At 65.0% G+C, this 14,187-nt stretch carries 8 protein-coding genes; all 8 read right to left on the reverse strand.

The window, feature by feature from the left end; all coding sequences use genetic code 11:
- Window positions 1-72 precede the first annotated feature (72 nt).
- The 8 genes from addA to NKI79_RS07410 all read right to left on the reverse strand — a co-directional run bounded on the left by addA (window position 73) and on the right by NKI79_RS07410 (window position 14,038).
- Window positions 73-3,585, reverse strand: coding sequence for a double-strand break repair helicase AddA (addA, locus tag NKI79_RS07375; protein WP_352800754.1), 3,513 nt, complete (start codon window positions 3,583-3,585; stop codon window positions 73-75).
- On the reverse strand, window positions 3,582-6,719 hold the full coding sequence (gene addB, locus NKI79_RS07380; protein WP_352800756.1) for a double-strand break repair protein AddB: 3,138 nt from the start codon (window positions 6,717-6,719) through the stop codon (window positions 3,582-3,584). Before addB ends, addA begins: the two co-directional genes overlap by 4 nt.
- Window positions 6,716-7,459, reverse strand: a complete 744-nt coding sequence (locus NKI79_RS07385) for a nucleotidyltransferase family protein (RefSeq protein WP_352801073.1) — start codon at window positions 7,457-7,459, stop codon at window positions 6,716-6,718. The genes addB and NKI79_RS07385 overlap by 4 nt, the downstream gene beginning before the upstream one ends.
- Before the next feature lie 56 nt (window positions 7,460-7,515).
- A complete protein-coding gene (tsaE, locus tag NKI79_RS07390; protein ID WP_352800758.1) occupies window positions 7,516-9,027 on the reverse strand; it encodes a tRNA (adenosine(37)-N6)-threonylcarbamoyltransferase complex ATPase subunit type 1 TsaE in 1,512 nt (503 codons plus the stop codon).
- Window positions 9,028-9,035: 8 nt separating this feature from the next.
- Window positions 9,036-11,597 carry a sensor histidine kinase gene (locus NKI79_RS07395; RefSeq protein ID WP_352800761.1) on the reverse strand — a complete coding sequence of 854 codons (2,562 nt, stop codon included), beginning with the start codon at window positions 11,595-11,597 and terminating at the stop codon, window positions 9,036-9,038.
- 188 nt (window positions 11,598-11,785) lie between these two features.
- Complete coding sequence (gene ahcY / locus NKI79_RS07400; protein ID WP_352800763.1) at window positions 11,786-13,186, reverse strand: adenosylhomocysteinase; 1,401 nt, start codon at window positions 13,184-13,186, stop codon at window positions 11,786-11,788.
- Between the two features lie 157 nt (window positions 13,187-13,343).
- Window positions 13,344-13,640, reverse strand: a complete 297-nt coding sequence (locus NKI79_RS07405; protein ID WP_352800765.1) for an HPr family phosphocarrier protein — start codon at window positions 13,638-13,640, stop codon at window positions 13,344-13,346.
- Window positions 13,637-14,038 carry a PTS sugar transporter subunit IIA gene (locus tag NKI79_RS07410; RefSeq protein WP_254815942.1) on the reverse strand — a complete coding sequence of 134 codons (402 nt, stop codon included), beginning with the start codon at window positions 14,036-14,038 and terminating at the stop codon, window positions 13,637-13,639. The genes NKI79_RS07405 and NKI79_RS07410 overlap by 4 nt, the downstream gene beginning before the upstream one ends.
- Between the last annotated feature and the right edge of the window lie 149 nt (window positions 14,039-14,187).

A 14,187-nucleotide genomic window follows, 5' to 3' on the forward strand; every position in this document is an offset into this window, starting at 1 on the left:
CTGAGATCCTTTCGATTTGTTCGTCGCACCAAATGTGGTGGTGATCGCGTGCGTCTTCAAGCAAGTGTTGTGTCACGCTCCCGTGAGTCTAGCAAGCGCGTCGTCCATGGCCGCTGCCGGCAGATCGATCAGCCGCGGCGCCTCGGTGAACAGCAGCGCCGCCGAGACCTCTCGTCCCGGATAGAGCGGCTGAAGCAGCGCGCGATAGAGTGCGAGCTGCAGAACATAGGCTTGCGGGACTTCGGCGAGCGTAGCTGGCGCTGGCCGATTGGTCTTGTAGTCGACGATCGAAACCTTGTCCGGCGTTACTGCAAGCCGGTCGATCTTGCCGGAAATCGAGCGCAGTTTGCCCCTCACTCCCAGGCTGCCCATGATGGCGACTTCGGCGCGCGAGTTTGGCGCAAACAGCGGTGCGAAACGGCTGTCGGCAAGAATTCTGAAAACGCCAGCCAGGGCCTTGTCGCGCTCGCCGTCGGGCCATGCCGCGCCGGCTCTTGCCAGATAGCGTTCGGCGGCATCCCGGCGTTTTCCCTCGGCGATGCCGGGCAGCATCTGCAGCAATTTGTGCAGCGCCAGCCCGCGCACGACGGCAAAGCCGGGCTCGGCGTCGGCATCCAGCACCGGCGAACGCGTGTCGGCCACCGCTTGCCGCGCCTCGTCGATCAGCACCGAGGCGCCGGACGGCGAGAGCGGCCGCGGCAATTCCTCGAAGGGCGGCAGAGGCTGGAACAGGGTTTCCGGCAATGGCGCAAAGCGTTCAGTCTGTCGTGCCTCATCCACTGACGCCAGTGGCATGGGCGGCAGTTTCGTCGCCTGGAAACGATGCACGGTCTCGCCGGTGGCGGGATGCCGGCGTGCTTCGCTCTCCGCGGCACCGACCAGTGCGCGGCTGACGATCGAATGCCAGGTGCCGGTATTCGGCGCCCGCTTGCCATGGTAGCCGCAGACGATCAGCCGATCCTCGGCGCGGGTCATGCCGACATAGAGCAGCCGGCGATATTCATCGTCGGCGAGCTCTCGGGCGCGGGCCGATGCGGCGCGTGAAAATCCATTGGCGACATCGCTGGCCGAACGCCAGAGATAACCCTTGCCCTCCCAGCAGTCGCCCGAGCCTTCGAACGGCATCAATCTCGGCAGATGCTGGTCGCTGAACGGCGCGGAGCCGCCATCGACAAGGAATACCACCGGCGCCTCCAGGCCTTTGGCGGCATGCACGGTCATGACGCGAACCTCGTCGCGGGTCTGGTCCATTTCGCGCTTGATCTCGGGGCCGGCGTTTTCCAGCGCCGACAGGAAGGATTCCAGTCCCGGCAGGCCGGTCCGCTCCTCGGCCAGGCAGAAATTCAGGAATTCGTCGAGGATGTCGCCGGCCTCCGGCCCGAGCCGCGCGATCATCTTCTTGCGCAGGCCGTCGCGGGCGAGAGCTGCAGCATAGAATTCGAACACCGGCTTGAATGCGGCCTCGTTCGACCATGTGTCGAGCCGGCTGACGGCGGCGGCCAACGCCTCGCTTTCGCCGGCATGCCGGCGCAGCGAGGCGATCAGCGAGACGCCCGACGGCCTCCCCGCAGCAAGCGCGAAAAGCTGCGCTTCCGAGACATCGAAGATCGGGCTGCGCAGCACGGCGGCCAGCGACAGATCGTCCTCGGGCTGGATGAGGAAATGACCGAGTGCGATCAGGTCCTTCACCGCGATATGGCCAGGCAGGCTGAGCCGGTCGGCGCCGGCCACGGGGATGTCGCGGCGCTTCAACGCCCGTGTCAGGGCATGGACGAAGCGGTCGCGCTTGCGCACCAGCACCAGCACGTCGCCGGGCCGGAGTTTCTTGCCACGCCCTTCGATGACCTCGCCGCCGCCGATCCAGCCGGCAATGGTCGCTGCAACGTTTTCGGCAACGCGCACCGCCGGTGCGTGGGCGTGATCCACCGCTTGCGTCCAGTCGTCCGGTTCGTCGACGGCGTCGGCGCCAAGCGAGGGCCAGACCTCGACATAGCCCGGCGCATCGTTGCGGATCGCCTTGTGGTCGAGCGGATCGGGATCGTGGCTGATGCCGCGCCGCACGTTCGGGTCGGCAAAGACACGATCCACCGCCGCAAGCACGTCGTCGGTCGAGCGAAACGACCAGGTCAGCTTGAGATCGGCGAAGGCGGCGGCGGCGGACCTGACTTTGCCGGCAAACAAAATCCGGCTGTCGGCAAAGGAGTCCGGGGCGGCTCCCTGGAAGGAATAGATCGACTGCTTTTCGTCGCCGACCGCAAAGATGGTGCGGTGGACGGCGTCGCGTGCGCCGAGTCCGGCAAAGAACTCCTCCGCCAGCCGCTTGACCACCTCCCACTGGTCGGGACTGGTGTCCTGCGCCTCGTCGAGGAGGATGTGGTCGATGCCCTGGTCGAGCTTGTATTGCACCCATGGGCCGGCGTCGGGCCGCGCCAGTAGATGGACCGTGCGGGTGATCAGGTCGTTGAAGTCGAGGAAGCCGCGGGCGCGCTTCAATTGCTCGTAGCGGGCGATCAGCCAGTCGGCGATGGTCAGCGCCGCACGCGTGCCTTCCAGCATCCTGAACAAGGCCAGCCGGTCGGAGATTTCGAGAATGGCGTCGACCGCCGCCAGATAACGTTCGGCAAGATCGGGCAACCGGTCAAGCAATGCCTTTTTAAACGTCTTTGCCGGATCGTAAGGCTCGCCGTCGGCCCTCAGGAAAGCCTTGGAGAGCAAATTCAGGCGACGGACCGGATGCTCCTCTGCGAAGGCGAGACGGGCGTATGGCAGCATATTGTTCAGCACCACGCGCGCATCGGCGGCCTCGGCCGCCCGTGAAAAGGTGACGAGATAATCCGGCAGGACGCCGGGCAGCGGCCAGACGGAGGCGGCTATGCCTTCGGCCGTCTGCCCGGCGCGGAACTGAAACTCGTCGAACAGCGCCTGAAAACCATCGCCGCCGGCCGCGGCGATGAACGCACGCAAACCATCGCGCTTGCGCACGATCTCGGCCAGCAGTGCGTCGAGCCCATGTTCGCCGCCGCGCTCAAGCACGGTGGCGAAGGCCTCGGCCAATGCCGCATCGCCTGCAACGCCGCCCGAAATCATGTCGCGGCGGGCGGCGGCGAACAGCGAAGCCTCCATTTGCGGATCGAGCATTTCGAAATGCGCCGGGATATTGGCTTCCAGCGGGAACTGATGCAGCACCGATTCGCAGAAGGCGTGGATGGTCTGGATCTTCAGCCCGCCCGGTGTTTCCAGCGCCTCCGCAAACAACCGCCGCGCCCGGCGCATGGTTTCGCGGTCGGGCTGGCGGCCGTCCAGCGCCTCTATCCGTTTCGAGAGCTCGGCATCGCCCAAGGTCGTCCATTGCGACAGGGTCGAAAACACCCGGTTCGACATGTTGGCGGCGGCGGCACGCGTATAGGTCAGGCACAGGATCTTGGACGGATCGGTGCCACGCAGCAAAAGCCGGATAACGCGCTGGGCGAGTACATGGGTCTTGCCGGATCCGGCGTTGGCCGACACCCAGGCGGAATTGCGCGGGTCGGACGCGCTTGCCTGGCTCGCGGCAGTGTCGCTTGGAATGGGGTAGGCCTTTTTCATGCCTCCCCTCCCTCGTCGTCGGCGTCGCCGCCGGCCGACCATTCGAGCACGCGGGCGAGATGGTCATAGTCGCCGTCGGTCTCGCCCTCGCGGAACGGCAGCGCCCGCGACAGATAGCCGGTCGCCGGGTCGGCGTAGTGGATCAGCAGTTTTTCCAGCCGCGCCCACGCTTCTTCGGCGAGATCGGCGGCGGTTCGCGGCTTGCGGTTGTATTCGAGGATGGATTCCTCGAACACTTCGCCATTCGGCCTCAGCCGCACGAAGGCCAGTTGCGACGGCTCGCATGCGCCAAGCTCCTTGAAAGCGCCGCGCCTGAGCAGCGCGCCCTCCAGCGCCAGTTGCGGCGCGAGCAGCGTGTGCGCCTGTGCTTTGGATGGCGACGAGCCGGTCTTGTAGTCGAGGATGTCGGCCATTCCGCCAGCCAGCAGATCGATGCGATCGGCATAGCCGGACAGGGTTACGCCGGATCGGCCGACCCCGGTCTTTTCGGCGCGTTCCTCGGCGTGCCGCCGTGCCACGGCTGCGGCCCGGCCGCGCTCCCATTCGATGATGCCGGCGGCAAGCTTTTCGAAGCGTGGCCACCACACCGCCTCGACATCGGCGGGCAGCGCAGCCTCGGCAAAGCAGGAGCGGCCTGCGGCGATGAGCCCGTCCAGCGCCTCCGGCGCGCGCGGGTCGGCCACCCTCGCTGAGAAGAGGTGCAGAATTGCGTGAAACAGCGTGCCACGCTCGGCAGCGCCCGGATCGCGAATGACCGGATCGAGCGGCATCAGGCCGAGTATCCTTCTGGCATAGACCGCATAGGGATCGCGACGCAGCGTTTCGATCTCGGTGACCGAGAAGTGGTGCGGCCGTACGGTGAGCGGCGGTTTCGGCTGCGGCCGCGGCGCAAAGTCCTGCTTTTCGCCGGCATCGAGCACACGCGCCCAGGCAAGCAGTTCATCGCCGCGCCGGCGAATTGCCGTAGCATGGTCCTCGCCGACGAAGGTAAGGATACGCTGCAGCCAGCGCGAGGGCACCGACGGTGCGTCGCCGGAACGGGCGGAGCGGGCCAGCACCAATTTCTTGGCGCCCATGGCCATCTGGAAATCATGGGCGGCAAGGCCGATGCGCCGCTCCGGCGGTTCAAGATCGATGCCGGTCTTCATCAGCCGCGACATGAAGCGGTCGCTCTCCGGCTTGCGCGGCCACACGCCTTCGTTGAGCCCGCCGACGACCAGCGTATCGACATCCTGAAGCCGCGCTTCCAGCACACCCCAGATGGCGATGTTCCTGTCGGTGCCTTGCGCCGGCTTGACCATCTCGGGCGCGATCAGCGCCTCCATCACGTCAGGCCATTCGTCAGCCGCGAAGGAGAACGACACCGAGGCCGCGACCAGCCCGCGCAAGAGCTCGGCAAGCTTTTCGCCGGCATCGCCGGCATAGAGTTCGCTCAGGCTGCCGTCGGCGGCGTGTCCGAGGCTTTCGAGCGCAACGACGCTGGCACGCACAAGCGTGGCAAGATCGGCATTCTCCTCGCCGCGAAAAGCAACCAGCGGCGCCAGCGCAGCCGCTAGCCGGATCAGCAGCTCGCGCGCCTGTTCTATGCGCCTGACCGAGAGGCGCGATCGCCAGAAAGGCGGGCGGCGATTGCCGCCGCCGTCGAATTCGAGGAGCCGGGTGTCGAAGAGCTGCGGCAGCGACGCGACGTCCGGACGCCCGGTGCCACCGCGCAGCGCCACGAGTTCGACGATTTCGGCCGCATGGCGCATGCTTGCCCGCTCCCGGCCGAGGCCAAGCAGGGGATGCTTGAGCAGCGACAGCAAGGCGACCGGGTCGCCCGGGCGGAAGGCTGCCTGAAGCGCCAGCCTGAGCAGGCTGGCGGCTGGCGTGTTGATGAGCGGCGTGCCCCCGGAATCGTCGGCGGCGACGCCGCCGCGCAACAGCTCGACCGAGACGCGCCGCGCCAGCGCGCGATCGCCGGTGACCAGCGCGGCGCGCTGGCCGGGCCGTTCGACGGCCTGTTTGAGCGCGACGGCGATCGCCACGGCTTCATCGCGTTCGCTGGCGGCTTCGAGAAGCGTCACGTCAGCGAAGGCCTCGGTAATATCACCGGCCGAAAAGCGGGCGCGCGTCTCGGCCCAGAGCTCGGTAGTCTCCGCCGGGCGAAGCGCTTCGCCGACGAGTGCGGCGCGCAATGCAAGCGGCCGCGGCGCAACAGCGAGGTCCTCGACGTCGGCGCGCGGCACGCCGATCTTGCCGATCAACTTTGCCAGGCCGTATTGCGGGTGGCCAAGCAGGGCCGGGCGCGCACCGAGTGCACTGATGGCGGCAAAGGACGGCTCGTCCAGTGTCCGGTCGAGCCCGGGCAGCACAACGGCGCCATTGGGCAGACCGGCGATCACGGCAAGCAGCTCGGCCGTGGCTGGGATCGATCCTGTGGAGCCGGCGGCGATCACCGGCCCGGCCGGCGGATTGCGCCTGAGCCGCGCCGCCTCCAGCCTTATCAGAGCATTGCGATGCGCGGCGGGATTGGAGCGATGGCGTTCCTCGAGCAGCCTCGGCCAGTTCTCGGTCACGATGCTCAGGAAATCGAGCGTCACCTGCCACCAGCCTGCGAGATTGCCGGTCACAAGGTCGGCGAGCCTCGCCCAATCCGTGCCCTCGGTCTCGATCTCGTCCATCAGCCGCGCCAGGTCGCGCGCCAGCCAGAGGGCGTCGGCGGCGGAGGCCGGGATGACGATCTCCTCGTCGAACAATGCGGCGACATGTGCCGGCAGGCGGCGTTTCCACGCTCGCACCAGCGGCGCAAGCAGCAGCAGGCGCTCTACCGCGGCGATCGGCGGCGCAAGGTCGATAGCGGCCGAAGCTCCTGCCTCGAAGGCGGCTTCATCTTCGTCGAATTCGCCAAGCGGGCGGATGACCGGCAGGATCGCCGAGCGGCCTCCGGAGCGCGAGAGAGCATCGACGAAGACGCCGCGAAGCGCCCGCGCCGCACGGCGCGTCGGCACATAGATGGTGAGATCGGCCAGCATCAGCGGATCGCCATCGTAGGCAAAGCCGGGAACCAGGCGCCCCGCAAGCAGCGCCTCTGCCACCGTCGGCAGGAACGGCGCTCCGGGCGGGATCGAGAAAACGCGGCGGGAGCCGCTCATTTCGACTCGGTAAGAGCGCCGGGTGGCTCGGCAACTGCAGCGGGCGTGCCGGCAAGCGCGGCGGCGACCGCTGCTTCCGCCCGCGGGATCGCGTCAGGTGTGCCGACAGTGATCCAGTGACCCTGCATCTTCATGCCGAACAGGCGGCCGGCGGCGATTGCCGCATCGAAATAGGCGTTGAGCGACAGCGGGCCGGCCGGCGCATCCTTGAAGATGCGCGGATGGATGATTGCGGCGCCGGCATAGATCAGGCCGGCCGGATCGTTATTCGCACGCTGCAAGGCGCCGTCCGGCGCCATCAGGAAATCGGTGCCGCCGCTATGTCCGGTTGCCGACTGAAGATCCGCAAGCATCAGCAGAATGTCCCTTGTCGCGTCCTCCCATGCAAGAGCAAGTCGCCTGAGATTGGAGACGCCGCTGTCGATCCAGAAGGTGTCCGCGTTAAGCACATAGAAGGGCGCCCCTAACCTGGGCAATGCCTTGACGATGCCGCCGGCAGAGTCGAGCAAGCCGCTGCTCTCATCCGAAATGACGATTCTCGGCGCACTGCGGCGGGCCACATGGTCCACGATCTGTTGCGGTAGGTAATGGACATTGACGACGGCGTTGGCGACGCCGGCTTCGGCCAGGCAATCCAGCCCCCAGTCGAGCAATGTCTTGCCGGCGATCTTGACCAGCGGCTTCGGCATGGTGTCGGTGATCGGCCGCATGCGCTTGCCGAGCCCGGCGGCGAGCACCATAGCGGTCGTTGGCACCGGTTCCTCGTCCGACACCGCCAGGCCTAAATCCTTAGCCGTCAAATCGAGCGTTCCTCCAGCAAGCCGTGGGCGATGTAGAAATCCTGCAGCCCGGCCAGCACCGGATGCGCCAGCGCCCGGCGAAGATAGTCGCGGATGCGCGGCAGATGCTTCAGATAATAAGGCTTGCCGTCGCGTTTTTCGAGCCGCACGAAGATGCCGAGTACCTTGGAATTGCGCTGTGCGGCCATGATTGCATAGGTTTCGAGGAATTCGTCCTCGTCGAAGACGCCGGCAGCGCGCCGCGCGGCGATATAGGCGGCGAGCGTGTGCTTTTCGATTTCAGGTGAAATGGTGACGCGCGCGTCCATGGCGAGCGAGGCGACGTCGTAGGCGGACGGTCCGATCAGCGCATCCTGGACATCGACGACGCCGAGGCGGTCATGACCGGAACGGTCAGCGCGCCAGATCAGGTTGGGCGAATGGAAGTCGCGCAACATAAGCGTGTATTCGCGCCCCTCGAGCCGATCGAGCACCGCATTCCATTCGCTGCGGTAGCCGGCGCGCAGCGCCTCGTTTGGCGGAGCGCCTGAAATCGCCGGGACATACCAGTCGACCAGCAATTCGGCCTCGATCATCATGGCGTCGCGGTCGAAAGGCGGCACTTCGTGGAAGACACCGCGGCCGGCCTGCATGCGGGCCGGCCATGTTTTGCCGTGCATCATGGCAAGCAGTTCGGCCGCCGCCGCATAACGCGCGGCCACCGGCTGGCCGCGCTTGTCGAGAAAGCCTTGGGAACCGAGATGCTCCAGCAGAAGAAAACCCTGCTCGAGATCCTGGGCATGGATTTCCGGGACGCTGACACCGCCGGCGCGCAAGGCCCGGTCGATGGCGACGAATGCCGAAACGGATTGCGCCGTGTGGGCGATCTCGGCATAGGGTTTGCCGTCGCGGACTGGCGGTCCGAGCACCAGCCTTGGCGAGTTCATCAGCACGCGCGGCGGAAATCCGGCGAGCGTGACGATCTCGTAGGAGCGAGCCGAGGCATCACCGATGAAATATCGTCGCTGCGCTTCGCCCCAACCGGCCTGCCCGAGAAAATCGCGCATTGCCAGCGATCGCGCCGCGCGCTCGAAGGCGGCGCCCTCTCCCGACAGTCTCGCCAGTCGGCCGTCGCCCTGCTGGAAAAGTTCGACCAGCACCGACGTATCCGGCAAATATGCCTCTGCCCGCTCCGGCCATTCGACCAGCGCAGCCGCTTGCGTCAGTGCCTCATCGAAGCCCAGCTCGTCCAGCTCGGATGCCGTGCCCAAGCGGTAGAGATCGAAATGATGGACCGGCACACGCGTGTCGTAGCTCTGGACCAGCGTGAAGGTCGGGCTCGGCACGTCGAGGCCGGCATCGTCGGCCAGCGCCCTGATCAGCGCCCGTGCCAAGGTCGATTTGCCGGCGCCGAGATCGCCCTTGAGAGCGAGCACGTCGCCAATGCGCAGCGACATGGCAAGATCTTCGCCGAGCCTTGCCGTCGCAGCCTCGTCGGCGAGAAAACGCTCCAGCACCAATACCGCCATCGACCGCGCTACTCGGCCGCCGCACGGATGCCCGACGGCGTGTCGGGAAAAGCGCAAACAACCGTGGTGCCCTTATCCCTGCCGGTCTCGATGCGGACGCTGCCGCCATGGAGTTCGACAAAGCTCTTGACGATCGACAGGCCGAGCCCGGCGCCACGGCGGCGGCCGCCATTGGTGCGCGGCTCGAAGCGCCGGAACACTGACTCAAGCAGGTCCGGCGGCATGCCGGGGCCGTCATCGTGAACGGAAAATTCCACGCCGTCGGCAAGCTGGCGGCAGGCGAGCGTTATGGTACTCGCCTCCGGCGCGTAATTGGCGGCATTGCTGAGCAGATTGTAGAGTATCTGGCGGACGCGGATCTCGTCGCCGTGGAAGGTCTTCGGCGCGGCAGCCGCGTCGATCCTAAGCTTGATCGCATGTTCCTCCAGCCGATCGGCGACCAGTTCGGCGGCGGCTGTAATGGTTCGATTGATGTGAACTTCGGAAATGTCGAGTTCCATGATGCCGGCATCCACCGTCGCCAGATCGAGGATGTCGTTGACGATGGTGAGCAGGACCGAGGAGGACGAGCCGACATGCCCGATGTATTCGCGTTGCTTCTGGTTCAACGGACCAGTCGACGGCAGTGAAAGAAGCTCGGTAAAGCCGATGATGTTGGTGAGTGGCGAGCGCAGCTCATAGGAGACGTGCTGCACGAATTCGTTCTTGATCTGGTCGGACTTTTGCAGCGCCTCATTCTTGTCTTTCAGCGCCCGCTCGACATTGACGCTGTCGGTAACGTCGACAAAGGTCATCATCACCTGGCCGTTGGGCAAAGGGATGACGGCGTAGCGCAAAACGGTGCCGTTGTTCAATTCGGTCTGGCCGTGGCGGTCGCGGCGCTCGTCGTCGAAGCCGGTGATGGCGGCAACGAACCCGCCCCACGGACTGTCGACGGCACGGCGGTCGCAAAGTTCGCGGATCGTCGAGACATGGACGTTGGGTTTTGAGGCATCGGCATCCAGCCCCCACAGTGCCGCGAAGGCCGGGTTGGACAATCTCAGCCTGCCGTCGGGGCCGAACACAGCGACGCCTTCGGCAAGGTTGTCGAGCGTCTCACCCTGAACCCGCACAGCGGTCTGATAGCGACTTTCAAGGTCCATCTTCTCGGTCAGGTTCTCAAACACCCAGGTGACGCCGCCCTTGGGCTGCGGATTGGCGACGACGCGAATGGTTTTGCCGTCCGGCAGATGCCACCAATGCTCCTGCGATTCAACCGCGCGGTAGGCGCCGAGCAGGCTCTCTTTCCAGCGCCGCCATTCGGGCTGCTCGGCGATCTTGCCTTCGCTGCGCAGGCGGTCGAGCAGCAAGGCGTTATCCGGCGCGCTGTGCAGGAAGCCGCTGTCGAGGCCCCATAGTTTCTGGAACGCCTGATTGAAAAATCGCAATTTCTCGTCGGTATCGAAAATCGCCACGGCGGTGTTGAGCTGATCGAGCGTGTCGGCGTGGCTCTGCACGGTCCGCTCATATTCGGCGCGAATGGCCTCGATGGCGCTGATGTCGCAGGCAAGACCAGCCGAACCATCCGCCCCGGCAAAATCGGTCACGGCAAACATACGGCGGTCGCCTTCGATCACCGTGGAGAGCGTCTGTTCGAAGACGGGGTGCGACTTGTGCTGCGCAGCGATGGTGTCGCGCGCCTGGCCTCCGAGGAATTCCTTGCCGTCACGAACCGCCGCTTCGGCATTCTCGGCCTCGACCGCTTCGGCATAGGCCCGGTTGACCCATTTCAGCCGCCCGTCAACAGCCCGCAACCATGATGGCATCTTGAGCGCATCCAGAAGGCCGATCAGCGTCTCATGGTCGGCGGCCAAGCGCTGGTTCTCGATCTTCAGCCTGGCCTGGCTTCGCTGTGTCTCCGAAAGCGAGACGAAGCGAACCAGCACATGCGCCGCACTCTTGCGGCCGTGAACCTCGAGCGGCTGGCCGGCCTGCGATTCGATGACCAGATCGAACGGCTTTGCCTTGTCCCGCAGTGACGCGACGGCATGTTCGAGTGCGGCCGCCGAACGCGGCATCAGCCAGCGGCCGAAAGCCAGGAAGGCCGCCCGGTCCTCCGGCGCGCCGCTCTCGAGCGGCAATGTCCCGACAAGCTCGGGCTTCTTGTTTTCGGCCGCCCATACGACCACGCGCTGATCGCGGGAATGGAGCAGCGCCTCGGAGCGCTGCAGCGCGGCATTGACGTCGGCGATACGGGTCCTGAGCTCGGCATTTTCCGCCGCGGTGCGCGCCCGTTCGCGGATCAGAAAGATGGCCGACAGCAATGCCGCCCCCATGACGCCGACGAACATGGCGAGTTGCATGACCTCGACCGTGCTGACTGACAGCCCGGCCTTTTGCGCCACGCGGGTTTGCGCATGTGCAGCAAAGCCAAGCAGCGGACCAACCAGCGCGGAAGAAGCAAGCAGCACCCCGACACGGGTGCCGGCACGCCACAAAAGGCTGCCGCCTCTGGCAGCGGAGCCCGTGATCGAATCGTTATGGCCGCCGGAAACGGCCTGTCCCGCGCAAGGCGGGTTATCCCCCGGCATGTCTTGGTCCTCTTCGCCGCCTGAATGCAAGACCGCCCTGATGCGTGCGCCCGGGCCTCGTCCCCGGACCGCGAATCAGCACCATAGCGCTTGCGCGAATCGGCGTGAAGAATCAATCAGCGCAAAAATAAAGCCGGGCGAAAAGTCAATCGCCCGGCTTCAATATCTAGTGGCAAGTTTCGCCGTGGTTAATAGCGGTAGTGTTCCGGCTTGAACGGTCCCTGCGGAGTGACGCCGATATAGGCGGCCTGTTCGCCAGACAGTTCGGTCAGGCGGGCACCGAGCTTGTCGAGATGCAGGCGCGCGACCTTTTCGTCGAGATGCTTCGGCAGGACATAGACCCGGTTCTCGTACTGGCCGGGCTTGGTGTACAGCTCGATCTGGGCCAACACCTGGTTGGTGAAGGACGCCGACATGACGAAGCTCGGGTGGCCGGTGGCGTTGCCGAGGTTGAGCAGGCGGCCTTCCGACAAAAGGATCATCCGCTTGCCGTCCGGGAAGGTGATCATATCGACCTGAGGCTTGATGTTGGTCCATTTCAGGTTGCGCAGCGAGGCCACCTGGATCTCGTTGTCGAAGTGACCGATGTTGCCGACGATCACCATGTCCTTCATCAGGCGCATGTGATCGAGGGTAACGACGTCCTTGTTGCCGGTGGTGGTGATGACGATGTCGGCCGTCGGCGCCGCCTCTTCGAGCGTGACCACCTCAAAACCGTCCATCGCCGCCTGCAGCGCGCAGATCGGATCGACCTCGGTGACCTTGACGCGGGCGCCGGCGCCCTTGAGCGAAGCCGACGAGCCCTTGCCGACGTCGCCATAGCCGCAGACGACCGCGACCTTGCCGGCCATCATCGTGTCGGTGCCGCGGCGAATGCCGTCGACAAGCGATTCCTTGCAGCCATATTTGTTGTCGAATTTCGACTTGGTGACGGAATCATTGACGTTGATCGCCGGGAACGGCAGCAGGCCTTTTTTCTGCAACTGATAGAGCCGGTTGACGCCGGTCGTCGTCTCTTCGGTGACGCCGCGGATCGCTTCCTTCTGCCTGGTGAAGAAGCCGGGTGATGCCTGCATGCGCTTCTTGATCTGGGCAAACAGGATCTCTTCCTCTTCGCTGCCCGGATTGGACAGCACATCCTCGCCGGCCTCGGCGCGGGCGCCGATCAGGATGTACATGGTGGCATCGCCACCGTCATCGAGGATCATGTTGGAGGTGCCGCCATCGGCCCACTGGAAGATCTTGTCGGTGTAGACCCAATAATCCTCCAGCGTCTCACCCTTGACGGCAAACACCGGAATTCCGGCCTCGGCAATGGCCGCGGCGGCGTGGTCCTGGGTCGAGAAGATGTTGCAGGAAGCCCAGCGGATATCGGCGCCGAGCGCCTTCAGCGTTTCGATCAGCACCGCCGTCTGGATCGTCATGTGCAACGAGCCGGTGATGCGCGCGCCCTTGAGCGGCTTCTTGTCGCCGAATTCCTCGCGGCAGGCCATCAGGCCCGGCATTTCGGTTTCGGCGATCTCGATCTCCTTGCGGCCCCAGCCGGCAAGCGCGATGTCTGCGACCACATAGTCCTTGCTACCCGTCATGGCAGTGCTCCGATGCGAATTGATTGCGGGACGCGCCCCGCCCCGAAGGCGTGTCGGAGGGCGCGAGTTGCCGGCCTGACTAGCAGATCGAGAGTTGGACGACAATGGGATATAAAGAAATCTTTATCCGTGCATGTCTTCGGAAGCGATCAGCACGTCAGCATTCCTCGCCAAAACGGGAAGCAACCAGTTGCTCCAGCGCATCGATGACCTCTTCGGCCTCCGGGCCGCTGGCGGTGACGCGGATCGAATAACCGGGGCTTGCCGCCAGCATCATCAGGCCCATGATCGAGGTGCCGCCGACCTTGACGCCGTCCTTCTCGACCTGGACCGTGGCATTGAAGCCGCTGGCAATTTGAACGAACTTGGCCGAGGCGCGCGCATGCAGGCCGCGCTGGTTGACGATCGGAAAGTCGCGAACGATCTTGTCCTTTTCCGGCAACAGCGCGCTCATTTGCTGCTCAGGAGTTGACTGGCGACATTGATGTATTTGCGGCCGGCAGCCTGCGCTTCATCCAGGGCTGCCGTCATGTTGTCGCCTTTGCGAACGCTGGACAGCTTGATCAGCATCGGCAGGTTCATGCCGGCAATGACCTCGATGCGGCCGGATTCCATCACGGAAATGGCGAGGTTGGAGGGCGTGCCGCCGAACATGTCGGTCAAAACGATGACGCCTGATCCCGTATCGACGCGGCCGACTGCGTCGATAATGTCGCGGCGGCGCTGTTCCATATCATCGTCGGCACCGATCGCCACGGTCTCGAAATTGTCTTGTGGCCCAACGACGTGTTCCACGGCATTGCGGAACTCGGCGGCCAGTTGACCGTGCGTTACAAGCACGAGTCCGATCATTCTTTGGTGGCTCCCGTCATCGCCGCTTCACAGGCGCATTTTATGCTCGCCGACCGTTCCAGGCGGCGGGAGCGCTATCTTGTCGACGCAAGGCCCGTTGACAAGCCCAAAATTGCGCCGGCCCAAGCCAATTTGACGCATTGCAGCAA

Source organism: Mesorhizobium sp. M0340 (genome assembly GCF_040321535.1).
Classification (GTDB): domain Bacteria; phylum Pseudomonadota; class Alphaproteobacteria; order Rhizobiales; family Rhizobiaceae; genus Mesorhizobium.